Source organism: Mycolicibacterium sediminis, assembly GCF_010731735.1.
GTDB classification, from domain to species: Bacteria; Actinomycetota; Actinomycetes; order Mycobacteriales; family Mycobacteriaceae; genus Mycobacterium; species Mycobacterium sediminis.
The window spans coordinates 4,390,245-4,414,617 of record NZ_AP022588.1 but is presented as its reverse complement, the minus strand read 5'-3'; the positions used below and the strand labels follow the sequence as shown (position 1 = coordinate 4,414,617).

Genomic DNA, 24,373 nt, shown 5'->3' with positions numbered 1-24,373 from the left:
CACACGACCGTCCCGAGATCGGCATCAACGTGTCGACAATCAACGGGTATGAGTCGTGACGCCCGTGGGCCGTCCATAGGTCCCTCGGTCGCCGAGATCCTGACCTCCCATGCGGGCGGCACCGGGTCGCCGACGAAGACCGCGACGCGGGTGGCCGACGCGATCGCCGCTCGCGGCGACGACGGCACGTGGCTGTCCACCGTGCCGCGCGACCAACTGCTCGCCGCGGCCGCCGAGATCGAGGACCGGCCCGGTGCGAGGACGCTGCCGCTCTACGGAGTTCCGTTCGGCGTCAAGGACAGCATCGACGTCGCGGGCGTTCCGACGACGCTGTCGTGTCCGGACTACGCCTACGTCGCGGAGTCGACGGCGCCGGCCGTCCAGCGACTGCTCGACGCCGGTGCGCTCTACGTCGGGAAGACCAACCTCGATCAGTTCGCCACCGGCCTCAACGGGACGCGGACCCCGTATACCGTGCCGCGCAGCGTGTTCGGCGGTGACATGATCTCCGGCGGTTCGAGCTCCGGCTCCGCGCTGGCCGTCGCGCTCGGTCAGGTGCCCTTCGCCGTCGCCACCGACACCGCGGGATCGGGCCGGGTGCCCGCCGCGCTCAACGGCGTCGTCGGGGTCAAACCGTCACGCGGCCTGATCAGCACCGTGGGACTGGTCCCGGCCTGCAAATCGCTGGACTGCATCAGCGTGATGGCGGGCAGCATCGACGACGCCGACCGCGCCCTCGACGTGATGATCGGCCGTGACGACGCCGACCCCTGGTCGCGGAATCGGGGTCCGCGCTACGACGGCGCGACCATCCGCGTGGGCCTGCCACCGGTCGGCGACCTGGAGTTCTTCGGCGACACCGACATGCGCGACGCGCACCTCGGGTTCCGCGAGCATCTGGCGAAGCTCGTGTCGCCCACCGAGGTGTCACTGCAGCCGTTCCTGGCCGCCGGGACACTGCTCTACCAGGGGCCGTGGGTGGCCGAGCGACTCGTCGAGTTCGGCGACTTCCTCGCCGACCACCCGGCCTCCATCCATCCGGTGGTGCGCGACATCCTCCGCAGCGGCGAGAAGTACACCGCCGTCGACGCATTCGCCGCGCTGCAGCGACTGAAGGAACTCACCGCCGAGGTCGGGCGCATCTGGGACCACCTCGACGTGCTCGTCGTCCCGACGATTGGCACCACCTTCACCGTCGGCGAGGTACTCGCGAACCCCATCGGCTGCAACACGATGCTCGGCCACTACACCCACTTCGGCAACCTGCTCGACCTGATCGGCGTCGCCGTGCCACTCGGCGTCACCGCGGGCGGTCGTCCCTACTCGGCGATGCTGCTCGGCCCGGCGCTCGGCGACGACACCGTCCTGCAACTCGCCGCGCAGATCCTCGACGAGCCGCGCTCCACGACGTCCGCACCCCTCCCCGCCACGGCTCAGTCCTCCAACCTGTTTCAGGAGCACCAGTGACACCGACCATCAGCGTGCCCGCCGAACCGACGCCGTTCACACTCGTCGCCGAACGGACGGCGCTCATCGTGATCGACATGCAGCGAGACTTCTTGCTGCCGGGCGGATTCGGGGAAAGCCTGGGCAACGACGTCGACAGGCTGCTCGCGGTGGTCCCGCCGCTGGCGGCGCTGATCGCGGCCGCCCGCGAGGCCGGCGTGATGGTCATCCACACCCGCGAGGGGCACTCCCCCGACCTGTCCGACTGCCCACCCGCGAAGCTCAACCGCGGCGCGCCGTCCCAACGCATCGGCGACGACGGGAAGTACGGCCGGATCCTCATCCGCGGCGAGTACGGCCACGACATCGTCGACGAACTCGCTCCCATCGACGGCGAAGTCGTCATCGACAAGCCGGGCAAGGGCGCGTTCTACGCGACCGAACTCTCCGAGGTCCTGACCGCCGCGGGCATCACCTCGCTGATCGTCACCGGCGTCACCACCGAGGTGTGCGTCCACACGACCACGCGTGAGGCCAACGACCGGGGTTACGAGTGCCTCGTCGTATCCGATTGCTGCGGTTCGTATTTCGCCGACTTCCACCGCGTCGGTCTCGAGATGATCGCGGCGCAGGGCGGCATCTTCGGGTGGGTCGCCGACAGCGCCGCCGTCATCCCCGCACTGCACCAGCTCGCCACGTCTCCGTCACTGCCCTGAGAGGACCCGCCATGTCGACCGAGATCAGCGACCCGCCGGTGGAACCGGCCGCCGACAAGCCCACGTCGATCCCCTGGTGGACGCGCGGCGACACCAACGCGTTCTTCGGGCTCGGCTTCAACATCCTGGTCAACGTCCTCACGCTGACCGGGTTGATGATCGGCGTGGTCAACGTGCCGGCGGGCGACGTGCTCGGCACCGTGCTGCCCGCGCTCGGCGTGGCCCTGATCCTCGGCAACCTGTACTACACGTTCCTCGCCCGTCGACTTGCGTCGCGCGAAAACCGTTCGGACGTCACGGCTCTGCCGTACGGGCCGAGTGTGCCGCACATGTTCATCGTCGTCTTCGTCGTCATGCTGCCGGTCTACCTGAACACCGACGACGCGATGGCGGCCTGGCAGGCGGGCCTCGCATGGGCGTTCATGATCGGCATCATCGTGATGATCGGCGCGTTCGTCGGCCCGTACGTCCGCAAGCTGACACCCCGTGCGGCGATGCTCGGCACCCTGGCGGGCATCTCGATCACGTTCATCTCGATGCGCCCGGCCGCCCAGATGTGGGAGGTGGCCTGGATCGGGCTGCCGGTCCTCGCGATCATCCTGATCGGCTTCTTCACCGACGTGAAGCTGCCCTTCGGCATCCCCATCGGCCTCGCCGCGCTGCTCGTCGGCACCGCCATCGGGTGGATCGGTGGCTACATGTCGGCACCCGACGTGAGCCAGGCCGTCTCCGACATCGCCATCGGAGTCCCCGACCTCCGCATCGACATGCTGCTGTCCGGCCTGTCCAACCTCGCTCCCCTGCTCGGCACCGCAATTCCGTTGGGCGTGTACAACTTCACCGAGGCGATGAGCAACGTGGAGAGCGCCGCGGCCGCCGGTGACGACTACAACCTGCGCAGCGTGCTGCTCGCCGACGGCGCGGGGGCCGTGATCGGCTCGGCATTCGGGTCGCCGTTCCCGCCCGCGGTGTACATCGGGCATCCCGGCTGGAAGGACGCCGGAGGTCGCGCGGGGTACTCGCTCGCCAGTGGCGTCGTCATCGGGATCCTCTGCTTCGTCGGGTTGTTCGGCGTGCTCGACGCGCTGCTGCCGGTGCCGGCGATCGTGCCGATCCTGCTCTACATCGGCCTGCTCATCGGCGCCCAGGCATTCCAGGCGGTGCCGCGACTGCACGCGGTGGCGGTGGTCGCGGCCATCCTGCCCAACCTCGCCCAATGGGCGCACGGGCTGATCGACAACGCGCTCAACGCGGCGGGGACGTCGGCGACCGAGGTCGGCATGGAGGCACTGAACGGGGCGGGCGTCGTCTACGAGGGACTCAAGACGCTCGGCGAGGGCGCGGTGCTCGTCGGCCTGGTGCTCGGCACGATGGTGACGTTCATCTTGGAGAAGAAGTTCCTCTACGCGGCGATTGCCTCGGTCGTCGGTGCGGCGCTGTCGTTCATCGGCCTCATCCACGCCCCCGCCGTCGCGTGGGCCGCCAACCCCGCGGTGGCGCTCGGCTACCTGTTCTTCGGTCTCGTCTGCGTGCTGTTCTGGTTCTTGCCCGGCGCCCGCCTGCCCGTCGTGGTCGACGAGGCGGACGTCGTCGCCGGCCACTAGGGGGTCAGTTCCTCCCCGGACTTCTCCGCGCGAACAGACGCGAACTCCCCTCTCGGGTTGTGAATAAGGGGATTTCACGTCTGCTCGCCGGGTTGGGGGCCGCTCACCGGCGACGGGGGTCACACGCGCCCGAACACGTGCCATAGATCATCTATGTTTTCGTGGTCATGTGTCTACGAACGGTCGTAGACTCATCGCATGGCAGCCAGGACGAACAGCGTGGACCCCCGCGCCGAACGCGTTCGCGCGCTGTTGCGCGACGCCGCGTTCGACCTCGCGCACGAGCGACCCGTCGACCAGATCACCGTCGCCGACGTGGTGGCCCGTGCAGGTGTGAGCCGCCAGGCGTTCTATCAGCACTTCGCCGACCGCGACGATGCGGTCGGCTCGGCGTTCGACGTGGCCTTCGCCGCGGCGACCGCCGACATCGACGGCGCGCCCCGCGAGCGCATCCTGCGTGTCTTCGACCGGGCCGCCGAACACCGCGCGATGTACCACAACGTCGTGCCCAGCGCGGTCACGCAGCGAGTGGTGACGGCGTTCCGCGCCGCACTCCTGCCCGCCTGCGAGGAGATGGCACGGCGGGCGATGCCCGTCCTCGGCTCCGTGTCGGCGCCGGGACCGGACGCCGTCAGCCGGTTCCTCGTCGGCGGCTTCCAGGAGGTGCTGCGCTCCTGGATGGCCGAGGACGACGCCACCGACCTGCGTGCCCGGGTGACCGCGGCGCTCGACACCGTCGACGCGCTGATCGGCCGTCCGGTCAGCCTCGACCACCCCGACACGACCAAGTAGAGAGGCCCCACCATGGGCAAGCACCACACTCCCCAGGACGTCACCCCAGCGACGCCGAAGAAGCCGTCGCGCACCGACGTTCGCAACATGGCGCTCGTCATGGCGGCGCTGGCCGTGTTCGTCATCGCGATGATCGCGAGCTACTCCGGCGCCTTCGCCAAGCCCACGCTGCACCACCTGAACGTCGCCGTGGCGGGACCGCAGCAGCTCGTCGACGGGCTCAGTGGACAGGATACGCTGACGGTCACGCCCGTCGCCGACGAGGCCGCCGCCCGCGCCCAGGTCTACGAACGCCGCGCCGACGCCGCGTTCGTCGTGTCGGCGCCCGGACACCTCGACGTCCTGGTCGCGGGCGGCGGTGGGCGCAGCGTCGCCAACGCCGCACAGACCGTCGGGCAGGGTGTGGCCGAGAAGGCCGGCCTGGTCGCCACCGTCACCGACGTGGCCCCGCCGACGGCGGCCGATCCGCAGGGCACGGTCGTGTTCTACGCCGTCATCTTCCTGTCGATCGGCGCATCCGTCGGAGCGACCGTGTTCAACCGGATGATGGGCAGCGTGCGGCATGCCTCCACGCTGGCGTGGCGGACGTTGAGCCTAGCCGCCTACTCGGCCGCGCTGGCCGGCGGCGTCACGCTGTACGTCGACGTCATCCTCGGCGCGCTCACCGGGCACACCTGGCAGGTCTTCGGCGCACTGTTCCTGTACGCGTTGGCCGTCGCGGGCGCCGTCACCGGCGTCGCCGCGGCCTTCGGCACCATCGCCTCGGCGGCGCTGACGGGGTTCCTGGTCATCGTCGGCAACGCCGCCGCGGCGGGCCCGGTGGGGCTGCCGCTGCTGTCGGGCTTCTACGTGACGTTCAACGCGATCGTCCCGCAGGGCTCCGGCGTCGCGCTGCTGCGCAGCGTCGAGTACTTCGGCGGCCACGGCGCGGTGACGCCTCTCGTCACGCTCGCCGTCTGGGCCGCCGCCGGCTGCGTTCTGGCGATAGGCGCCACGGTGATCCGATCGGGAGCGTTGCGGTCGGCGCTCAATTATCGTGCTCGACGTGACGACACCGACGGCTTCGACCGAGCCGTACTACGACCTCGGGTCACATCACCGGCCGGTTGACACCCCTGCGCCCGACGCGCAGACGTGGTTCGACCGGGGACTGGTGTGGGCGTACGCGTTCAATCACGACGAGGCGATCGCCTGCTTCGAGCGGGCGCTCGACCTCGATCCCGACCTCGCGATCGCGCGGTGGGGCATCGCGTACGCGATCGGACCCAACTACAACAAGGCGTGGGAGGCGTTCGACCCGGCAGACCGCGCACAGTCGCTGGCCCGGGCGCGCCAGGAACTCGACCTGGCCGGCCGCGGCCGGACGTCGGACGCCGAGCGCGACCTGATCGCGGCGCTGGGCGCCCGCTTCGCGACCGACGACCCGTCCGACGTCGACGCGCTGGCCGCGGCACACAACGGTTACGCCGATGCGATGGTGGCACTCGTCGACCGCCACCCCGGTGACGTCGACGTCCAGGCACTGGCCGCCGATGCCCTGCTGAACGTCACCGCCTGGGCGCTGTGGAACGCCACCGGCGATCCCGCGCCGGGCTCGCGCGTTCTGGAGGCGAAGGCGATCCTCGACGCGGCGCTCGGTACGCCCGCGGGCCGCCAGCATCCCGGCGTGCTGCACCTCTACGTCCACGCGATGGAGATGTCCGCCCACCCCGAGGAGGCACTGCCCGCGGCGGACCTGCTGCGCGGCCTGGTCCCCGACGCGGGCCACCTGCAGCACATGCCGAGCCACATCGACGTGCTCTGCGGTGACTACCGGAGCTCGATCGTCGCCAATCAGACGGCCGTCCGCGCCGACCGCCGGTTCGTCGAGCGCTCCGGCCCGCTGAACTTCTACTCCCTCTACCGCGTACACGACCTGCACTTCATCGTCTACTCCGCGATGTTCGAGGGGCAGTACGCGACGGCGCTGGCCGCCGCGGGTGAACTGTCGGCGCAGCTGACGCCGGAGCTGCTGGCGATCGAGGCGCCTCCGATGGCCGACTGGCTCGAGGCGTTCGTGCCGCTGCGGATCCACGTGCTGGTCCGGTTCGGCCGGTGGTCCGACCTGATCGCCGAACCCCTGCCCGACGACACCGACCTGTACTGCACCACCGCCGCGACCATCCACTACGGCCGCGGCGTCGCTCACGCCGCCACCGGGGACCTCGCCGCCGCGCGCGCCGAGCGGGACGCCTTCGCCGCCGCCTACGAGCGCATCCCCGAGTCCCGCTACCTGTTCAACAACACCAGCCGCGACATCCTGGCCATCGCCGCGGCGATGCTCGACGGCGAGATCGCCTATCGCGCCGGTGAATTCGACGTTGCGTTCCACGCGCTCCGGACGGCGATCGAGCTGGACGACGCGCTGCCCTACGACGAACCGTGGGGCTGGATGCAGCCCACCCGCCACGCCTACGGGGCGCTGCTGCTCGAGCAGGGCAGGGTGGAGGAGGCCGCGACGGTGTACGCCGCCGACCTGGGGCTGGACCCGACGCTGGCCAGGTCGTGCCAGCATCCCGGCAACGTGTGGAGCCTGCACGGCTACCACGAATGCCTCACCCGCCTGGGCCGCGACGCGGAGGCGGTGATCATCGGCAAGCAGCTGGAGATCGCCTCGGCACGCGCCGACGTCCCCGTCGTCGCGTCCTGCGCGTGCCGCATGGACGTCACCTGAGGAGTCGGCAGGGCATCGCCGCGTCGACCCGACCACCCGCCTGCGTAAACTCGCGCTGGTGTCGATCACCGCCGACGATCTCCAACACCTGCGCCGCTGCGTGGAACTGGCACGCGAAGCACTGACCGACGGCGACGAGCCGTTCGGATCGCTGCTGGTGGATGCCGACGGCGCCGTGCGCTTCGAGGACCGCAACCGCACCTCCGAAGGCGACGCCACGCGGCACCCCGAGTTCGCGATCGCGCGGTGGGCGGCGACGAATCTCGCTCCGGTGCAACGGGTCCGGGCCACCGTCTACACCTCCGGGGAGCACTGCCCGATGTGTGCCGCGGCGCACGCCTGGGTGGGGCTCGGCAGGGTGGCCTACGCGGCGTCCTCGGAGCAGCTGATCGCGTGGCAGACCGAATGGGGCACCACCCCGGCGCCGGTGCTGCCGCTGCCGATCACCGCCGTCGCCCCCAAGGTTCCGGTCGACGGACCCGCGCCCGAACTCGAGGCGGAGATGAAGGCGCTCTACGAGGAGAAGTTCAAGCCATGAGTCCGTCTTCGCACGAACCCGACTGGGTCGCCCACGCCATCTGGTGGCAGGTCTATCCGCTGGGCTTCGTCGGCGCCTTCCCCGCCGAGCCCGCACCGACCGCCGACGAGCATCGGCTGAACCGGGTGACCGACTGGCTCGACCACCCCGTGGCTCTCGGCGCGTCCGGCATCGCGCTCGGGCCGGTGTTCGCGTCACGTACCCACGGCTACGACACCACCGACCACCTCCGCATCGACCCCCGCCTCGGTGAGGACGCCGACTTCGACCGGCTGGTGGCCGAGGCGCGCGGACGCGGGCTGCGCGTCCTGCTCGACGGGGTGTTCAATCACGTCGGCACCGACTTCGCGAAGTACCGCGAGGCGGTCGACGGCGGGCCCGACCATCCCTCGTCGTCGTGGTTCCGCCTGCGCGGCAAGCAGTCTCGCTTCGAGACGTTCGAGGGCCACGACGGCCTCATCGCCCTCAACCACGACAGTCCCGAGGTCGTCGACTACGTGGTGGACGTCATGTCGCACTGGTTGGACCGCGGGGCCGACGGCTGGCGGCTCGACGCCGCCTACGCGGTGCCGGACCGGTTCTGGGCGGCGGTGCTCCCCCGGGTGCGGCAGGCGCATCCCGACGCCTGGTTCGTCGGCGAGGTCATCCACGGCGACTATGCGGCGATGGTCGACGCCGCGACCTTCGACTCGGTGACGCAGTACGAGTTGTGGAAGGCGGTGTGGAGCAGCCTCAACGACGGGAACTTCCACGAGCTGGACCACGCCCTGCGGCGGCACGACGAGTTCCTCGAGACGTTCGTGCCGATGACGTTCGTCGGCAATCACGACGTGACGCGCATCGCGAGCAAGCTGGACGACCCGCGCCACGTCGAGCACGCACTCGCGCTGCTGTTCACGATCGGCGGCACCCCGAGCGTGTACGCGGGCGACGAGTGGGGCTACCGCGGCGTGAAGGAGGACCGCTTCGGCGGGGACGACGCCGTCCGCCCCGAGTTCGACCCGGTGCCGCCGGAGACGAACCTCGGCGACGACGTGCGCCGCACCCACCAGCACCTGATCGGCCTGCGGCGGCGTCATCCCTGGCTCCACGCCGCGCGCACCACCGCGCTGACGCTGACCAACGAGCAGTACCTGTACCGGGTCGGCGACGGCGACCACGCCCTCTACGTCGCCCTCAACGTCGGCGAGGAACCCATGCGGGTGGCACCTGCCGAGCACGGCGGCCGCAACGGGCGCATCGTCGCGGGTTCCGGAGCGCCGGCCGACGACGTCGTGTCCGAGACCACCGTCGCACCGCACGGCTGGGCGATCGTCGAACCCGCGGACTAGTCCGGGAACGCCTCCCAGATGCGCACGGTCCGTTCGTCGCGATCCCCGGCGTAGAACCGGTCGAGCACCGCGACGAACGCGGGATCGTCACCGGTGGCCAAGGCGAACAACGTCATCGACGACTTGAGCTTGAGGTCGTCGGGGGTGCCGAACACCTCGCGTGCCGAGGCATCGCGGATCGCGTCGACCAGACCGGCACACTCCAGCAGCCGAGCGCCCAGCACCGGATGGGCGACGTAGGCCGTCGCCTCCGCGCGCGACGCGATGCCGTAGTGCACGGCCGTCGGGCTGCTGCCGAGTCCGCGAACCTGCGGGAACGTGAACCACATCCAGTGACTGCGCTTGCGCCCGCGGCGCAGTTCGGCGAGCACCTCGTCGTAGGAACCTTCCTGGGCGGCGACGAAGCGGTGGAGGTCGTGGGGATCGTCCGGGGTCACGTGAACACGGTCGCACCGCAGGTGGCGTGATGGCAACGATTCACCTACAGCACTGCCGCCGTCGTCGTCCGCGGGATATCGTTCGCACTTCCATGACCACGACACTGCAAAGACCGTGACCAGCACCGAGCCGGAGCCCGCGGACGACCCGCGGCCCGCGCCGCGGCAGCGGCGACTCCCCCGTCGCGTCGCCTCCCGGATCAGCATCCAGTCCAAGCTCCTGATCATGCTGCTGATGACCAGCGTCCTGTCGGCGGCCGTCGTCGGCGCCATCGGCTACCAGTCCGGGCAGTCGTCGTTGCGGGCCTCGGTCTTCGATCGGCTCACGGAGATCCGCGCGTCGCAGTCCCGGCAGCTGGCGGCCCAGTTCGACGACCTGAAGAACTCCCTGGTCGTCTACTCCCGCGGCGCGACCGCGACGCAGGCGCTCGAGGCATTCACTGCGGGCTTCGACCAGCTGGCGGGAGCGACGATCGCACCGGCACAGCAGCAGGCCCTCGTCGACTACTACACCAACAGGTTCGCGCGTGACGAGTACGCGCAGACGGGCATGCGGGTGGACGTGGCCTCCGTGCTGCCCACGTCGAACGCCCAGCGCTACCTGCAGGCCAACTACACGGCCCCGTTCACCGACTGGACGAAGGCGATCGCGTTCGCCGACGCCGGCGACGGCAGCGCCTGGTCGGCGGCCAACGCCCGCTACAACGACTTCTTCCGGCAGATCGTCGAGCGCTTCAGCTACGAGGACGCCCTGCTCCTCGACACCCGCGGCAACGTCGTCTACAGCGCCTACCGGGGAGTCGACCTCGGCACGAACATCCTGACCGGGCCATTCAAGGGCAGCAACCTCGACGAGGCGTACCAGAAGGCGCTCGACACCAACGCCCTCGGGTACGTGGGCGTCACGGACTTCAGCGACTACGAACCGGCCGACGAACCCACGGCGTGGCTGGTCTCCCCTGTCGGGCCGGAGGGGCGCGCCGAAGGCGTTCTGGCGCTGCAGTTCCCGGTGTCCAAGATCAACAACCTGATGACCGCCGACAAGCAGTGGGAACAGGCCGGCATGGGTGCGACGGGTGAGACGTTCCTCGTCGGTCCGGACAACCTGATGCGTTCGGACTCGCGGCTGTTCCTCGAGGACCCCGAGGCGTTCAAGCGCGACGTGGTCGACGCGGGGACGCCGCCCGAGGTGGCGGAGGACTCGATCCGTGAGGGCGGCACCACACTCGTCCAGCCCGTTGCGACGGAGGCGACGCGGGAGGCGCAGCGCGGGCAGACCGGATCGCTGATCGCGCTCGACTATCTCGGCCACGAGACGCTGCAGGCGTACGCCCCGGTCGACCTGCCGGGGCTGAACTGGTCGATCCTGGCCAGCATCGACACCGACGAGGCGTTCGCGCCGGTCTCGGCGTTCACCCGCACGCTCGTGCTGTCCACGGCCGGCATCATCTTCGCGGTCTGCGTCGCGGCGATGCTGCTCGCCCGGTTGTTCGTTCGGCCGATCCGGCGGCTCGAGGCCGGAGCCCAGCAGATCAGCGGCGGTGACTACACCGTCTCGCTGCCCGTGCGCACCCGCGACGAGTTCGGCGACCTCACCGTCGCGTTCAACGAGATGAGCCGCAACCTCGCCATCAAGGAGGACCTGCTCGAGGAACAGCGGCGCGAGAACGACCGACTGCTGCTGTCCCTCATGCCCGAACCCGTGGTGGCGCGCTACCGCGAGGGCGAGGAGATCATCGCCCAGGACCACCAGGACGTGACGGTGATCTTCGCCGACATCGTCGGACTCGACGAACTCTCGACCGACATGTCGTCCGACGCGGCGCTCGCGATCGTCAACAAGTTGATGCGGCAGTTCGATGCCGCCGCAGAGAATCTGGGCGTCGAGCGCGTCCGCACCCTGCGCAACGGCTACCTGGCGAGCTGCGGGTTGAGCGTCCCCCGACTGGACAACGTCCGGCGCACCGTCGACTTCGCCGTCGAGATGCAACACATCGTGGACCGCTTCGCCACCGAGTCGGGACACGATCTGCGCCTACGGGCCGGCATCGACACCGGTACCGTCAGCAGCGGACTGGTGGGCCGGACCAGCCTGGCCTACGACATGTGGGGCGCCGCGGTGAACGTCGCCTACCGCGTGCAGAGCGGATCGGCCCAGCCCGGCGTCTACGTCACCTCCCGGGTGTTCGACGCCATGCGGGACACGCGCAGGTTCACCGAGGCGGGCGAGGTGGGCACCGACGACGACGCCGAGACGATCTGGCGGCTGGTGGAGCGCCAGCAGTGACGGGCCTACTGGACTCGCCCTGGTTCTACTGGGCCGTCGGGGTCGCCATCGGATTCCCGATCCTGCTGATCGTCCTGACCGAGGCCCAGAACGCGCTGCGGCGGCGCAACAGCTTCCTGGTCCGTCCCGTCTACCTGCTGCGGGTCTACATCCTGCCGCTCGGCGCACTGCTCCTGCTGCTGGTGCAGGGCATCCAGGTGTCCGGCGAGACCACACCGGTCCGGATCGTGGCGACGGTGTTCGGGTTCGTCGTCCTCGTCCTGCTGCTGTCGGGGTTGAACGCCACCCTGTTCCAGGGCGCGCCGGAAGGCACGTGGCGCAAGCGGATTCCGTCGATCTTCCTCGACGTGGCGCGCTTCGCACTGATCGCCATCGGCGTCGCGCTGATCTTCGCCTACATCTGGGGCGCCAACGTCGGCGGACTGTTCACGGCGCTGGGCATCTCGTCGATCGTCCTCGGCCTCGCGCTGCAGAACTCGGTGGGACAGATCATCTCCGGCCTGCTGCTGCTGTTCGAGCAGCCGTTCCGCCTCGGCGACTGGGTGGACACTCCGTCGGCGCGCGGCCGGGTGGTCGAGGTCAACTGGCGCGCAACGCACATCGAGACGGTGTCGGGTCTGCAGATCACGCCGAACTCGGTGCTCGCCGGCGAGTCGTTCACCAACCTCAGCAGGCCGCCGGGGGCGCACGTCATCGCGATCTCGACGGTGTTCGCGCTCAACGACCCGCCCGACGACGTGTGCGACCTGCTGACCCGTGTCGCGGCGACGCTGCCCCACCTGCGTCCGGGTTCCGAACCGTCCACGCTCCCCACCGGCGGGACGAACTACACCACGACGATCCCGGTCCGGTCCCCCGCCGACGACGCGTCGGCACGGTCGATGTTCCTCCGGTGGACGTGGTACGCCGCGCGCCGCGCCGGCCTGCACCTCGACGAGGCGGACGACGACTTCGCGACCGGTGAGCGGCTGACGTCGGCGCTGCGGGTCATCGCGCCGACGCTGCGGCTGAGCGCCGGCGACGAGTCGCACGTCCTGGGCCACGCACGGCTCGCGCGCTTCGCCGCCGAGGAGACACTGCAGTTCGCGGGAGAACTGCCGACCAGGATGTCGTTCATCGTCGACGGTCAGGTGAGGCTCTTCGTCAGCGCCGACGACGGGGCCGTCATCCCGGTCCGGACGCTCGGCGAGGGCGACTTCATCGGGCAGACCGCGTTGACGCGCGAGACGGTGTCGACATCGGCACGCGCCGTCGGCGAGGTGACGATGGTGCACATCGACCGGGAGTGCATAGAGGAGCTGGTGGCGCGAAATCCGTTGCTGCTGCAGGACATCGGCCGCACCATCGAGGAGCGTCGCGCCAACGCCCGCAAGGCACTGGCGGCCGCCGGCGAATAGTGGCCGCTTCGGCGGCTACAGCCGCAGCGCGTCGGCGATCAGCGCGGCCTGGGCGATGACGGCGTCCTGCCAGGGCTGGAGTTCGTGTGCGGGTGAGGCGTCGAAGCTCTGGCCGAAGGGATCCACCACGCCGGTGTCGTGTCCCGTGAGCGCCTCGAGTACCGCCAGCCCGCAGAACGGTACGTGCACCGGCGAATAGCCGCCCTCGTGGGAGAAGACGATCCTGCCGCCGCAGGCATTCTCGGCCAGCTCGACCAGCCGTGCCGCCATGTCCTTGAAGCCGCCCGAGGTGACGGTCATGCACCCCAGCGGGTCGACGGGGCTGGGGTCGAATCCGCTGGACACGAACACGATCTCGGGAGCGAACGCGGTGACGGCGGGCACGGCCACGCGTTCGATCGCGGCCAGGTAGGCCCCGTTGCCGGAGCCGGCGGGCAACGGCACGTTGATGTTCGTGCCGTCGGCGGTGTCGGTGACGGCACCGGTGTCCTGCGGGAAGAGTCGGTCCTGGTGCAGGGAGACGGTCAGGATGTCCGGGTCGTCCCAGAAGATGGATTCCGCGCCGTTGCCGTGGTGGACGTCGTAGTCGACGATCGCGACGCGCCGTACGCCGAGGTGCGCGCGCACGTATTCGATGGCGACACAGACGTTGGAGAAGATGCAGTAGCCCATGCCCATCTCGCGGCGGGCGTGGTGCCCCGGTGGGCGCACCAGTGCGTAGGCGTTGTCGACGTCTCCGGTCAGCACCGCTTCGGCGGCGGCGATGGTGCCACCGGCGGCCAACCGGGCGATGTCGTAGGAACCGCGACCGAACGGGGTGAAGCCGTCGCCCCCGTCTCCGCCGCGATCGGCACTCTCGCGTTCGATGCGGTCCACGTGCTCGGCGGTGTGCACGCGCAGGAGGTCCTCGCGGGTGGCCATCCGTGGTCTCACCCGGACCAGTTCGTCGACCATGCCGGACACCTCCACCAGCCCGGCCATCCGCGACTTCGACTCTGCGCTCTCGAACGTCATGTGCGGCTGGTTGAAGCCACCGGCGGGGAAGATGCCGACGTGGGTGCCGGTGTCGTGCCAGGCGTACCGCTCGTGCCAGACGTACCCGGTCCGTCGTCGTGCGCTCATCGTGGTTCCGCCCTCTCGGTGATCTGCAGGGAATCGAAGAGTTCGTCGACCCGGCGCGTCTCGTCGGCGCCCGGCGAGACCGCGTAGGACACGGCGACGTAGACGACGACGTTCACGGCGAGTGCCGCCACCCCGGAGGTCATGCCGCCCAGTGCCGGGATGGCGATCGGGTACAGGACCTGGAGCACGCAGGCCGTGGCGAAGCCCGACACCATCGCGGCGCACGCGGCGGCGGCGGTGCCTCTGCGCCAGAAGATCCCGAGGAACACCGTCGGCGCCAACTGCACGATGCCCTGGTAGGACACCTGCGCCAGCGCGACCATTCCCGATGAGAGGACGTTGGTGGTGGTCACCGCGACGGCGCCGGCCAGCAGCGTCAGCACCCCGACGGAGACCTTGCCCCACCGCGGGTCTTCGACGCGGGTGCCGCGGGCCACCCCGACGACGTCGTTCGCGATCTGGGCGCCGAGGGCCTGCAGGTTGGCGCCGACGTTGCCCATGGTCGCCGCCAGCACGCACAGCCCGGCCAGGGTCAGGACGACCGGCCCTCCCACCGAGGCGGTGATGAACCAGACCTGGTCGGGCGCATCGGCGACACCGGGCAGCGTCGATGCGGCCACCGCCAGCAGACACAGCGACGAGCCGAAGATCAGCAGCAGCGGTGATGCCATCACAGCAGCCCGCTTGATGGTGTGGGTGCTGTTGGAGGCGAAGAGCCGCACGAAGATGTCCGGCCAGCACCAGCCTCCGAGCGCACCGGTGGCGATGAGCGAGAAGAGGTAGAGCGGCCCGTCGACGCTGCCCGGGCCGGGCAGGGTGAAGAACGCCGGGTCGACCTCGCCGAAGCCGTGCCCGTTGGTGAGCAACCACGTCAGCAGCCCCAGGATCAGCACGGTACCGAACAGGTAGGCGACGATGCCCTGCACGAAGTCGCTGATCACCAGGCCGCGAGCACCGAGTCGGACGGTCCACCACTGCCGCACCACGAGGACGCCGATGCCAATCAGCGCCGCGCCCGCGGCGGGAACCGCGCCGAAGGACAGGTATTCGAAGACCAGCGTCAGCGACTGCATTCCGAGCACGATCCAGGGGAACGACGCGATGACTCCGATGAGCGCGGCGACCACGCGCACCGGGGTGGAGCCGTACCGCAGGCCCAACAGGTCGGCCTGGGTGCGCAGGTCGAACCGGCGACCCCATTCGTGCACCGGCTTGGCGAGCAGGAACATGAGCACCACGGCGAGGATCGAGTAGGCGACGAAGTAGAACCCGATGGCGCCTGCGCTCGCGGCGTAGCCGGCGAACGCGATGAAGATGGTGCCGGGCAGCCACGTGTTGACGAATGCCATCGCCGAGAACATGGGGCCGAACGAGCGTCCGGCGGTGGCGTATTCGCTGAAGTCGGCGCTCGCCTTGGTGCGCTGAAGCACGACGAACAGCACGATCAGGAAGACGACGACCCCGCCGTATCCGATGAGGATCTCCACCTCAGCCCTCCCCGGACGAGCTGTCGACGCGGTACATCACCAGCAGTGAGACGACACCGATGACGCCGGTGACGAGGAAGAACCAGACCCCGCCCTGGCCGAGGTACCACGTCAGCGGAGGGAACAGCAGGATGGCGAAGTTCAGGATCGCGAGCGCGACGACGATGGTCGCGTTTCGCCGCGTCGGTGGACGTGGGGCCTCGTCGGGCATCAGCCGTCTCCTGTCGTGCCGGAACGTTCCGGCACAACTGAGACTGAGGCCACACCGCGGCCTTGTCAAGACGTGGGACGCCGGCCGGGCGCTGGCTACGATGACCGGATGTCGGCGCGACGGGTGACGATCGTGGAGATCGCCCAGCACGTCGGGCTGTCGAAGACGACGGTGTCCGATGCGCTGCACGGCGGCGGGCGTGTCTCCCCCGCGACGGCCGCGAAGGTGGCCGCCGCGGCCCGCGAACTCGGCTACGTCACCAACCGCGCCGCCCGTCAGCTGCGTGGTCGCAGCGTCGGCGCGCTCGGGATCTACATCCCGCCCATCGCCCGCAACTTCAACTTCTACATGGAGTTCGCGTTCGGCGCGGCGCACGGTTCCGCCGAGCACGACGCGGATCTCGTGCTGTTCGCGCGCGACGCCGACGTGGGGCCGCGGCACTTCCAGGTCGACGGGGTGATCGCCGTCGATCCACTGCCGGGCGATCCGATGCTCGAGCGTCTCGTCGATGCCGGCATCCCGATGGTGACGGCTGGCCGTCCTCCCGAGGCGTTGGCGGATGCCGTGTCAGCGGTGATCGAGGCCCCGCACGGCGACCTCACCCGCCTCGTCCTCGACCATCTGTGGGAAAGTGGCTACGCACGACCGGCTTTCGTCGGATCTGATCGGCGGTTCTACTCGTCGTGGGCCGACGACGTACGGCGGACCTACGTGGAGTGGTGCGGTGCCCACTCGGTCGCGCCGTCGGCATTCGACTGTCCGCTGGACGCGACCGCCGACGAGCTGAGCACGGCGGTTCGGTCGGCGGTTCGGCCGTCCGACGTCGACGCGCTGGTATGCGCGCCACAGGGTTTCGCCGGACGGTCGATCGGTATCCTCGAGTCCCTGGGCGTCCACACCGGAACTGCCTTCGGCCTGGCGTCGTTGAGTAGCGATCCGACGACGGAACTGGGAAACCCGCGCATCACCGCGGTCGATCTCGCGCCGTGGACCTTCGGCCGCGAGTCGATCGTTCTGCTGGCCGCGGTGCTGGGCGGTGACCAGCACGACCACCTGAACCGGTTCGCCGACGTCGGCGTCCGGATCGCCGGTGAGACCACCACTCGGTCCTGGGAGTCGTTGCAGGCCTGAGGTTCTTCCGCACACCACGTCGCCCGGGGTGCGGTCACGGCGGCGAGTCCCGATCGTTAGCCAACCGCGACGTGGTCGCACGGCGTTGAGTCGGGGGTCGAATCACATCGACGTGATTCACTCGTCCGTGATGAGCGATGGAGATCGCTCGAAGGACATGGGAAGGCAGGTCGGCCGTCATGAAGGTCATCGGAAGGATTCGTGGGGCGTGGGTGCGTCGGATGGCGGTTCTCGCCGTCACCGTCGCCGCGCTGCCCGCGCTGATCGGTCTGGCGGGAGGGTCGGCAACCGCTGGGGCGTTCTCGCGACCGGGCCTCCCCGTCGAGTACCTCGAGGTGTTCTCCCCCTCGATGAACCGAAACATCAAGGTGCAGTTCCAGGGTGGCGGCCCGCATGCGGTCTACCTGCTGGACGGTCTGCGCGCACAGGACGACTACAACGGCTGGGACATCAACACCGCCGCCTTCGAGTGGTACTACGACTCCGGTCTGTCGACGGTGATGCCCGTCGGCGGCCAGTCCAGTTTCTACACCGACTGGTACCGCCCGTCCGAGGGCAACGGGCAGGACTACACCTACAAGTGGGAGACGTTCCTGACCCAGGAGCTGCCCGCCTACCTCGAGAGCAGCAAGGGCGTGTCGCAGAACGGCAACGCCGTGGTCGGCCTGTCCATGGCCGGCGGCACCGCGCTGACGTACTCCATCTACTACCCGCAGAAGTTCATCTACGCCGCGTCGCTGTCGGGCTTCCTCAACCCCTCCGAGGGTTGGTGGCCCATGCTGATCGGTCTGGCGATGAACGATGCCGGCGGGTACAACGCCGAGAGCATGTGGGGACCGTCGAGTGACCCGGCGTGGAAGCGCAACGACCCCATGGTCAACGTCGGTCAGTTGGTCGCCAACAACACTCGCGTGTGGATCTACTGCGGTACCGGTACGCCGTCGGATCTCGACGGTGCCGGTGACGGCGGCAACCTGATGGCCGCGCAGTTCCTCGAGGGGTTCACGCTGCGCACCAACCTCAGCTTCCGCGACAACTACGTCGCAGCGGGTGGCACCAACGGCGTGTTCAATTTCCCGCCGGCCGGGACGCACAGCTGGGGCTACTGGGGTCAGCAGCTGCAGATGATGAAGCCCGACATCCAACGAGTGCTCGGAGCGCAGGCCGTCGCCTAGGCGCACCAGCACGACCAGGGAGCCTGCCGCATCCCCCAGCGGCAGGCTCCCTTCGGTGCGCCTACCTCAGCCCTGCACCGTCGGCCGGATGGTGACGTCGCCGATCTCGACGTCGTCGGGCTGTTCGATGGCGAAGGCGATCACCCGTGCGACCGCCTCGGGGGGCAACCCGAAGTCGTCCATGCTGGAACGGATTTGGCTCCGCAAATCCGGGTCGTCGATCGAGCCGTCGAGTTCGGTGCGCACGAACCCCGGTGAGACCGAGGTGGTCCTGACGACGCCGTCGGTGGACTCCTGCCGCAGCGCCTCCATCACGGTGCGGACCGCGTTCTTGGTCGCCGCGTAGACACCCATGTCCGGCACGATCTTCAGACCCGCCGTCGACACCGTGGTCACGAAGTGACCGGAGCCCTGCCGTCGGAACACCGGTGACGCGGCGCTGATCCCGTACAGCACGCCGCGGACGTTGACGTCGATCATCGCCGACCATCCGTCGACGTCGCCGTCGCCGAGTGGTCCGATCTTGCTGATCCCGGCATTGCTCACCAGGACGTCGAGGCGGCCGAACTCCTCGACGGCACGAGCGACCAGGCCGTCGAGGTCCGCCCGGCGGGTGACGTCGGTAGCCACCGTCACGACCTCCGCCCCCCGGCGGCGGAGGTCGGCGGCGATCCCGTCGAGCCGGTCGGTACGGCGGGCGCCTATGACGAGGCGTGCGCCCCGGTCGGCCAGCAGGCGTGCGGTCGCCTCGCCGATGCCGCTGCTGGCGCCAGTGATCGCCACCACCTTGCCGGTGATGCCGGATGTCGTTGCGTCGTCGGTCATGTGGCCTACGACACAGGCGACCCACTGAGTATTCCCTGACAGCGAAACCACAGACCCCGGCCATACCGTCGGAGGGGTGATCGAACCGGACCGGAAGCCCCGCAGGTCGCTGTCGCCCGTCGTCCACACGGTGCTGCTCGACGTGGCGCCTCCGCTGGTCGCCTACTACGGTCTGCGCGCGGCGGGGGCGTCCGAGTACGTCGCGCTGATGAAGGCCACCGTCGTGTCCGGGGTGCGCGTGGCGTACGGCGTCGTGGCGACGCGGCGGCTCGATCCCTTCGCCATATATCTGCTGTGCACTTTCGGACTCTCGCTGGCCGTGGGGTTGGCCACCTCCGATCCGACCTCGATCCTGGTGGGCAACACCCTGGTCAATGGCCTCGGCGGCCTCGTCTTCCTCGGCAGTTGCGTGGTCGGCACTCCGCTGACCCAGGTCGTGGGCGCGCGCTTCCGGGATCCCGCGGACCAGCCTCCTACCGCCAACGAGGCCGCCCGCACCCACCGCGTCCACGTCGGGCTCTCGGCGATGTGGGGCGTCGGCCTCCTCGTCGAGGTGGCCGTTCGTCTCGTCGTCATCGCCCATCTCTCCGTGGACGCCGCCAACGCGGTGAACTCGGCGGTCACGCTGCCGGTCATCGGCGCGCTCGTCCTCGCGACCATCGTCGTCGGCCGCCGCAGTGCGACACCGGCGGCAGCGACCGCGTAGGCCGGGAACAATCCGGCTTCCCCGAAGGTTGAGCGCATCAGGTTCAACTTTGGAGGATTGATGGCTGAAGCTATCTCAGTGCCGGTGCTCTTCGTCAGCGAGCCGATCGTGCTGCCCGGAATGGTGGTGCCCGTCGAACTCGACGACGCCGCCCGCGCCGCAGTCGACGCCGCGCAGGCAAGCGAGTCCGGAAAGCTGCTCATCGCACCGCGTCTCGACGACCGCTACCCCACCTACGGTGTCCTCGCCTCGATCGTCCAGGTCGGGCGGGTCCCCGGTGGCGGTGCGGCCGCCGTCGTCCGCGGTGAGGTGCGCGCACACATCGGGTCGGGGACGACCGGACCCGGTGCCGCCCTGTGGGTCGAGGTGACCGAGGTCGAGAACGCCCCGGTCGACGACACCGTGAAGGCGCTCGCCGCCGAGTACAAGAAGCTGCTCCTGGCGATGCTGCAGCGCCGCGAGGCATGGCAGATCGTGGACGTGGTCAACAAGATCAGTGACCCGTCCGCGCTGGCCGACACGGCCGGCTACGCCGCCTACCTGACCGACGTGCAGAAGCGCCAGCTCCTCGAGACCGAGGACGTCGCTGAACGGCTGCGCGTCCTGGTCGAGTGGACCGGCGAGCACCTGGCGGAGACCGAGGTGAACGACAAGATCGCCGAGGACGTCCGCGCCGGAATGGACAAGCAGCAGAAGGAGTTCCTGCTCCGTCAGCAGCTGGCCGCCATCCGCAAGGAACTCGGCGAGGGCGAGCCCGAGGGGTCCGACGACTACCGGGCCCGCGTCGAGGCCGCCGACCTACCGGAGAAGGTGCGCGAGGCGGCGCTCCGGGAAGTCGGCAAGCTGGAACGCTCCAGTGACCAGAGCCCCGAGGGCGGCTGGATCCGCACGTGGCTCGACACCGTCCTGGACCTGCCGTGGAACGTGCGCACGGACGACTCGACGGATCTCGCGGGAGCCCGCGAGATCCTCGACGCCGACCACCACGGGCTGGACGACGTGAAGGACCGCATCGTCGAGTACCTCGCGGTGCGGGCGCGTCGCGCCCAGCGCGGCATGGCCGTCGTCGGTGGGCGTGGTTCCGGTGCCGTCATGGTGCTGGCAGGCCCTCCCGGCGTGGGCAAGACCTCGCTGGGCGAATCCGTCGCCCGCGCACTGGGCCGCAAGTTCGTGCGCGTCGCCCTGGGCGGCGTGCGTGACGAGGCCGAGATCCGTGGCCACCGGCGGACCTACGTCGGCGCGCTGCCGGGCCGGCTGGTCCGTGCGATCGGCGAGGCCGGCTCGATGAACCCCGTCGTGCTGCTCGACGAGATCGACAAGGTCGGGTCGGACTACCGAGGTGATCCGAGCGCGGCGCTGCTGGAGGTCCTGGACCCGGCGCAGAACCACACGTTCCGCGACCACTACCTGGACCTCGATCTGGACCTGTCCGACGTGGTGTTCCTGGCGACGGCCAACGTCATCGAGAACATCCCGCAGGCGCTGCTGGACCGCATGGAGCTGGTGCAGATCGACGGCTACACCGAGGACGACAAGGTGGCCATCGCTCGGGACTACCTGCTGCCCCGGCAGACCGAACGCGCTGCGTTGACGTCCGACGAGGTGACCGTGACCGACGCTGCACTGCACGAGATCGCGGCCAACTACACCCGCGAGCCGGGTGTGCGGCAGTTCGAGCGGCTGCTGGCCAAGGCGTTGCGCAAGGCCACCACCAAGCTGGCCGAGGGTGGCGAGTCGTTGGTCATCGACGAGTCGGATCTGGTTGCGTACCTGGGTCGTCCGAGGTTCACCCCGGAGTCCGACGAGCGCACCGCGGTGCCGGGTGTGGCGACCGGTCTGGCCGTCACGGGTCTCGGTGGCGACGTGCTCTTCATCGAGGCGAACTCGAACGAGGGCGACGCCGGACTGCAGCTGACCGGGCAACTGGGTGACGTGATGAAGGAGTCGGCGCAGATCGCGCTGTCCTACGTCCGTGCGCACGCCGAGCAGTTGGGCGTGGACCCGACGGCGCTGGATCGCCAGATCCACGTGCACTTCCCCGCCGGCGCGGTGCCCAAGGACGGCCCGTCCGCGGGTGTCACGATGGTGACGGCGCTGGTGTCGATGGCAACGGGCCGCAAGGTGCGCGGTGACGTCGGCATGACCGGTGAGGTCACGCTCAACGGCCGGGTGCTGCCGATCGGCGGCGTCAAGCAGAAGCTGCTGGCGGCGCAACGGGCCGGGTTGAAGACCGTCTTCATACCGCAGCGCAACGAGCCCGACCTGGACGAGGTGCCCGCCGAGGTGCTCGCCGCGGTGGACGTCCGCCCGATGACCGACGTGGCGGAGATCGTCGCGCTGGCTCTGGAGCCGGTGGCCGAGGCCGCGACCGTCGCTGCCTGACAACCGAATACCGCGAACAGTCCGCAAGCGGCTCCAGTGAAGTTCCCTCAATCCGCCAGATTGAGGGAACTTCGCTGGAGCCACGAAGTGGACTGTTCACCGAGGAAGGGTGACCAGTTCCATGCCACGACGCGGAGAACCGTTGCGCAAGCTCGGCTTCCTGACGATCGGCCGGTTCGACGCCGCCGACCCGAGACCGGGGATCGAGGAGACGCTTCAGACCATCGTGCGCGCCGAGGAACTCGGCTTCGACAGCGTCTGGCTGCGTGACCGGCACCTGCAGCCGGGCATCTCGTCACCGGTAGCGATCATGGCCGCGGCGAGCCAGCGCACCAGCCGCATCGAACTGGGCACCGCGGTGATCCCGCTCGGCCTGGAGAACCCGTTTCGCCTCGCCGAGGACCTCGCCACCGTCGACGTCATGTCCGGCGGACGCGTCAACCCCGGCGTTTCGGTGGGCACGCCCATGATGTACGACCACTACAAGACCGCCCTGTACCCGGAATCCCATGACGTGCAGGACTTCTCGAAGGAACGGGTGCTGCGCCTGCTGCGCTGCCTGCGCGGCGAGCCGGTCAGCGACTTCTCCGGCACGGTCGGCATCGAACAGTTCACCGACCACGTTCAGCCGCACTCCCCCGGTCTTGCCGACCGCGTCTGGTACGGCGGTGGCCTCGAGTCCGCGAAGTGGGCGGGCGAGCAGGGCATCAACTACCTCACCAGTTCGGTGGTCAGCACCGAGGGCAGCCAGTCCCGGGACTTCGCCACCATCCAGGGCGAGCAGATCGACGCGTTCCGCGCCCACCACCCACGTCCGGATCGGGCACGGGTGTCGCAGGGCCTGGTTGTGATCCCCACCGACTCGGCGACCGACGACCAGATCCGGCGCTACCGCGAGTACGCCGCGAGCCGCTTCGAGCGCACCACGGCGCCGCAGGGTCCCCGCGGCATGCTGTTCTCCCCCGACTACGTGGGCACGTCCGACGAACTCGCCGACCGGCTCTTCGACCACGCGGGCTTCCAGCGCGCCGACGAGGTGGCCTTCGCCCTGCCGTTCTCGTTCGGGCCCGACGACTACACCCAGATCATCGACGACCTCGCCCAGCACCTCGGCCCGCGACTGGGCTGGCAACCCGCCGGGTGAGAAACGCCGCCGAACGGGTATGGCGGCGCCGTGAAGTTCTCCCTCGAAGTGGACCTGCCCGAAACCCCGGACGCACACGCCGAACTCGGCCGCCTGCTGCGCGGTTGGGGTGACGAGATCACCGACCTCGGCGAACTGGTGCCCGGCGACAAGCAGGACGTCTACGACACCGAGTACAACCGGATCGGGTCGTGGTCGGTGGACGCCGTGGCGGAGTGAGCACCACGCCGTCGACGGAGTTTGTCGGCCGTCCGCGCGGGTAGGCACCGGCGGTGCCGACCAAAGAGACCAATGCCAAGGACGTCGTCAGGCGGCTGCTGAAGGAGGCGGGCACCACCTACGCCGACGAGGCGGGCATCACGCTCAAGGACAGCCCGATGCCCCTGTTCCAGCTGCTGACGCTGTGCATGCTGGCCAGCAAGCCGATCGACGCGGGCATCGCCGTCGCCGCAGCCCGCGAGCTGTTCCACTCGGGAATCCGGACCCCGGACTCCGTGCTCGATGCGGATCGCAAGACCATGATCGACGCGTTCGGCCGCGCGAGTTACGCACGCTACGACGAGAGTTCGGCCACCCGGCTCGTCGAGATGGCCCAGGCCGTCCGCGACGAGTACGGCGGGGATCTCCGCAAGCTCGCCGAGGCGGCCGACCACGACGCGGCGACGGCCGCGAAACTCCTGCAGCGCTTCAAGGGCATCGGCGAGACGGGCAGCGACATCTTCCTGCGCAAGGTGCAGGACACGTGGACCTGGGTGCGTCCCTACTTCGACGACCGCGCCACGACGACCGCGAAGCAACTGGGTCTGCCCACCGATCCCACGGAACTCGGCTCGCTCGCCGGGCGTTCGAACGCCGAACTGGCCGCAGCACTGGTGCGCGCATCGCTGGACGACGACGTCCGCGACGCCGTCGCCACTTGAGCGCGGACG

Annotated in this window: 22 protein-coding genes; 17 read left to right on the top strand and 5 right to left on the bottom strand. The window is 69.5% G+C overall.

Translation table 11 applies throughout. The features are described from left to right. Window positions 1-48 precede the first annotated feature (48 nt). The 8 genes from G6N64_RS21080 to G6N64_RS21045 all read left to right on the top strand — a co-directional run bounded on the left by G6N64_RS21080 (window position 49) and on the right by G6N64_RS21045 (window position 9,140). The gene (locus G6N64_RS21080; protein WP_163799459.1) at window positions 49-1,467 is read left to right on the top strand and encodes an allophanate hydrolase; all 1,419 of its coding nucleotides are present in this window, start codon (window positions 49-51) and stop codon (window positions 1,465-1,467) included. Next, window positions 1,464-2,162, top strand: a complete 699-nt coding sequence (locus tag G6N64_RS21075; protein WP_163799457.1) for a cysteine hydrolase family protein — start codon at window positions 1,464-1,466, stop codon at window positions 2,160-2,162. The genes G6N64_RS21080 and G6N64_RS21075 overlap by 4 nt, the downstream gene beginning before the upstream one ends. A gap of 11 nt (window positions 2,163-2,173) precedes the next feature. Then, entirely contained in the window at window positions 2,174-3,766 is a 1,593-nt protein-coding gene (locus tag G6N64_RS21070; protein ID WP_163799455.1) for a SulP family inorganic anion transporter, read from the top strand. A gap of 198 nt (window positions 3,767-3,964) precedes the next feature. Beyond that, window positions 3,965-4,558 carry a TetR/AcrR family transcriptional regulator gene (locus tag G6N64_RS21065; protein WP_163799453.1) on the top strand — a complete coding sequence of 198 codons (594 nt, stop codon included), beginning with the start codon at window positions 3,965-3,967 and terminating at the stop codon, window positions 4,556-4,558. A gap of 12 nt (window positions 4,559-4,570) precedes the next feature. Then, a complete protein-coding gene (locus G6N64_RS21060; RefSeq protein WP_163799451.1) occupies window positions 4,571-5,668 on the top strand; it encodes a hypothetical protein in 1,098 nt (365 codons plus the stop codon). Then, window positions 5,604-7,271 (top strand): tetratricopeptide repeat protein, encoded by a 1,668-nt coding sequence (locus tag G6N64_RS21055; protein ID WP_163799449.1) that lies wholly within the window; start codon window positions 5,604-5,606, stop codon window positions 7,269-7,271. The genes G6N64_RS21060 and G6N64_RS21055 overlap by 65 nt, the downstream gene beginning before the upstream one ends. 58 nt (window positions 7,272-7,329) lie before the next feature. Then, window positions 7,330-7,809: a nucleoside deaminase gene (locus G6N64_RS21050; RefSeq protein ID WP_163799447.1), complete on the top strand. Its 480-nt coding sequence runs from the start codon at window positions 7,330-7,332 to the stop codon at window positions 7,807-7,809. Further along, window positions 7,806-9,140 carry an alpha-amylase family protein gene (locus tag G6N64_RS21045; RefSeq protein WP_163799445.1) on the top strand — a complete coding sequence of 445 codons (1,335 nt, stop codon included), beginning with the start codon at window positions 7,806-7,808 and terminating at the stop codon, window positions 9,138-9,140. Before G6N64_RS21050 ends, G6N64_RS21045 begins: the two co-directional genes overlap by 4 nt. Here G6N64_RS21045 and G6N64_RS21040 read toward each other — a convergent pair. Further along, a complete protein-coding gene (locus tag G6N64_RS21040) occupies window positions 9,137-9,577 on the bottom strand; it encodes a DUF1810 domain-containing protein (RefSeq protein ID WP_246230737.1) in 441 nt (146 codons plus the stop codon). The two genes, G6N64_RS21045 and G6N64_RS21040, sit on opposite strands and share 4 nt — an antisense overlap. Before the next feature lie 115 nt (window positions 9,578-9,692). Here G6N64_RS21040 and G6N64_RS21035 point away from each other — a divergent pair, with 115 nt between their 5' ends. Beyond that, window positions 9,693-11,864: an adenylate/guanylate cyclase domain-containing protein gene (locus G6N64_RS21035; RefSeq protein ID WP_409370769.1), complete on the top strand. Its 2,172-nt coding sequence runs from the start codon at window positions 9,693-9,695 to the stop codon at window positions 11,862-11,864. Next, on the top strand, window positions 11,861-13,261 hold the full coding sequence (locus G6N64_RS21030) for a mechanosensitive ion channel family protein (protein ID WP_163799440.1): 1,401 nt from the start codon (window positions 11,861-11,863) through the stop codon (window positions 13,259-13,261). The genes G6N64_RS21035 and G6N64_RS21030 overlap by 4 nt, the downstream gene beginning before the upstream one ends. 15 nt (window positions 13,262-13,276) lie before the next feature. On the opposite strand, the gene G6N64_RS21025 is transcribed toward G6N64_RS21030, so the two are convergent. From G6N64_RS21025 to G6N64_RS21015, 3 genes are read right to left on the bottom strand one after another with little or no spacing between them, the layout of a single operon-like run. Next, window positions 13,277-14,383 carry a histone deacetylase-like amidohydrolase gene (locus G6N64_RS21025; RefSeq protein ID WP_163799437.1) on the bottom strand — a complete coding sequence of 369 codons (1,107 nt, stop codon included), beginning with the start codon at window positions 14,381-14,383 and terminating at the stop codon, window positions 13,277-13,279. Beyond that, complete coding sequence (locus G6N64_RS21020) at window positions 14,380-15,870, bottom strand: sodium:solute symporter family protein (protein WP_163799435.1); 1,491 nt, start codon at window positions 15,868-15,870, stop codon at window positions 14,380-14,382. Before G6N64_RS21020 ends, G6N64_RS21025 begins: the two co-directional genes overlap by 4 nt. Before the next feature lies 1 nt (window position 15,871). Then, the gene (locus G6N64_RS21015) at window positions 15,872-16,081 is read right to left on the bottom strand and encodes a hypothetical protein (RefSeq protein ID WP_163799431.1); all 210 of its coding nucleotides are present in this window, start codon (window positions 16,079-16,081) and stop codon (window positions 15,872-15,874) included. Between the two features lie 108 nt (window positions 16,082-16,189). Here G6N64_RS21015 and G6N64_RS21010 point away from each other — a divergent pair, with 108 nt between their 5' ends. After that, window positions 16,190-17,212, top strand: coding sequence for a substrate-binding domain-containing protein (locus tag G6N64_RS21010; protein WP_163799430.1), 1,023 nt, complete (start codon window positions 16,190-16,192; stop codon window positions 17,210-17,212). A 179-nt stretch (window positions 17,213-17,391) separates the two neighbouring features. Further along, entirely contained in the window at window positions 17,392-18,387 is a 996-nt protein-coding gene (locus G6N64_RS21005) for an esterase family protein (protein ID WP_163799427.1), read from the top strand. Window positions 18,388-18,453: 66 nt separating this feature from the next. Here the strand turns inward: G6N64_RS21005 and G6N64_RS21000 are convergent, their stop codons facing one another. Continuing rightward, window positions 18,454-19,212, bottom strand: a complete 759-nt coding sequence (locus tag G6N64_RS21000; protein ID WP_163799424.1) for an SDR family oxidoreductase — start codon at window positions 19,210-19,212, stop codon at window positions 18,454-18,456. 76 nt (window positions 19,213-19,288) lie between these two features. Between G6N64_RS21000 and G6N64_RS20995 the strand changes: the two genes are divergently transcribed. From G6N64_RS20995 to G6N64_RS20975, 5 genes are all read left to right on the top strand, one after another. Continuing rightward, a complete protein-coding gene (locus G6N64_RS20995; protein ID WP_163799422.1) occupies window positions 19,289-19,918 on the top strand; it encodes a VC0807 family protein in 630 nt (209 codons plus the stop codon). 60 nt (window positions 19,919-19,978) lie between these two features. Next, window positions 19,979-22,300 (top strand): endopeptidase La, encoded by a 2,322-nt coding sequence (gene lon, locus G6N64_RS20990; protein ID WP_163799420.1) that lies wholly within the window; start codon window positions 19,979-19,981, stop codon window positions 22,298-22,300. Between the two features lie 121 nt (window positions 22,301-22,421). Then, complete coding sequence (locus tag G6N64_RS20985) at window positions 22,422-23,444, top strand: LLM class flavin-dependent oxidoreductase (RefSeq protein WP_163799418.1); 1,023 nt, start codon at window positions 22,422-22,424, stop codon at window positions 23,442-23,444. Between the two features lie 30 nt (window positions 23,445-23,474). After that, window positions 23,475-23,663 carry a hypothetical protein gene (locus G6N64_RS20980; RefSeq protein ID WP_163799417.1) on the top strand — a complete coding sequence of 63 codons (189 nt, stop codon included), beginning with the start codon at window positions 23,475-23,477 and terminating at the stop codon, window positions 23,661-23,663. A gap of 53 nt (window positions 23,664-23,716) precedes the next feature. Further along, window positions 23,717-24,364 carry an endonuclease gene (locus G6N64_RS20975; protein WP_163799414.1) on the top strand — a complete coding sequence of 216 codons (648 nt, stop codon included), beginning with the start codon at window positions 23,717-23,719 and terminating at the stop codon, window positions 24,362-24,364. The last annotated feature ends 9 nt before the right edge of the window (window positions 24,365-24,373 follow it).

What these genes read in the sequence shown, in the direction of transcription:
- G6N64_RS21080 (WP_163799459.1), top strand. Translation starts at nt 49, where the DNA reads ATGAGTCGTGACGCCCGTGGGCCGTCCATAGGTCCCTCGGTCGCCGAG.
- G6N64_RS21070 (WP_163799455.1), top strand. Translation starts at nt 2,174, where the DNA reads ATGTCGACCGAGATCAGCGACCCGCCGGTGGAACCGGCCGCCGACAAG.
- G6N64_RS21065 (WP_163799453.1), top strand. Translation starts at nt 3,965, where the DNA reads ATGGCAGCCAGGACGAACAGCGTGGACCCCCGCGCCGAACGCGTTCGC.
- G6N64_RS21060 (WP_163799451.1), top strand. Translation starts at nt 4,571, where the DNA reads ATGGGCAAGCACCACACTCCCCAGGACGTCACCCCAGCGACGCCGAAG.
- G6N64_RS21045 (WP_163799445.1), top strand. Translation starts at nt 7,806, where the DNA reads ATGAGTCCGTCTTCGCACGAACCCGACTGGGTCGCCCACGCCATCTGG.
- G6N64_RS21025 (WP_163799437.1), bottom strand. Translation starts at nt 14,383, where the DNA reads ATGAGCGCACGACGACGGACCGGGTACGTCTGGCACGAGCGGTACGCC.
- G6N64_RS21015 (WP_163799431.1), bottom strand. Translation starts at nt 16,081, where the DNA reads ATGCCCGACGAGGCCCCACGTCCACCGACGCGGCGAAACGCGACCATC.
- G6N64_RS21010 (WP_163799430.1), top strand. Translation starts at nt 16,190, where the DNA reads ATGTCGGCGCGACGGGTGACGATCGTGGAGATCGCCCAGCACGTCGGG.
- G6N64_RS21005 (WP_163799427.1), top strand. Translation starts at nt 17,392, where the DNA reads ATGAAGGTCATCGGAAGGATTCGTGGGGCGTGGGTGCGTCGGATGGCG.
- G6N64_RS21000 (WP_163799424.1), bottom strand. Translation starts at nt 19,212, where the DNA reads ATGACCGACGACGCAACGACATCCGGCATCACCGGCAAGGTGGTGGCG.
- lon (WP_163799420.1), top strand. Translation starts at nt 19,979, where the DNA reads ATGGCTGAAGCTATCTCAGTGCCGGTGCTCTTCGTCAGCGAGCCGATC.
- G6N64_RS20985 (WP_163799418.1), top strand. Translation starts at nt 22,422, where the DNA reads ATGCCACGACGCGGAGAACCGTTGCGCAAGCTCGGCTTCCTGACGATC.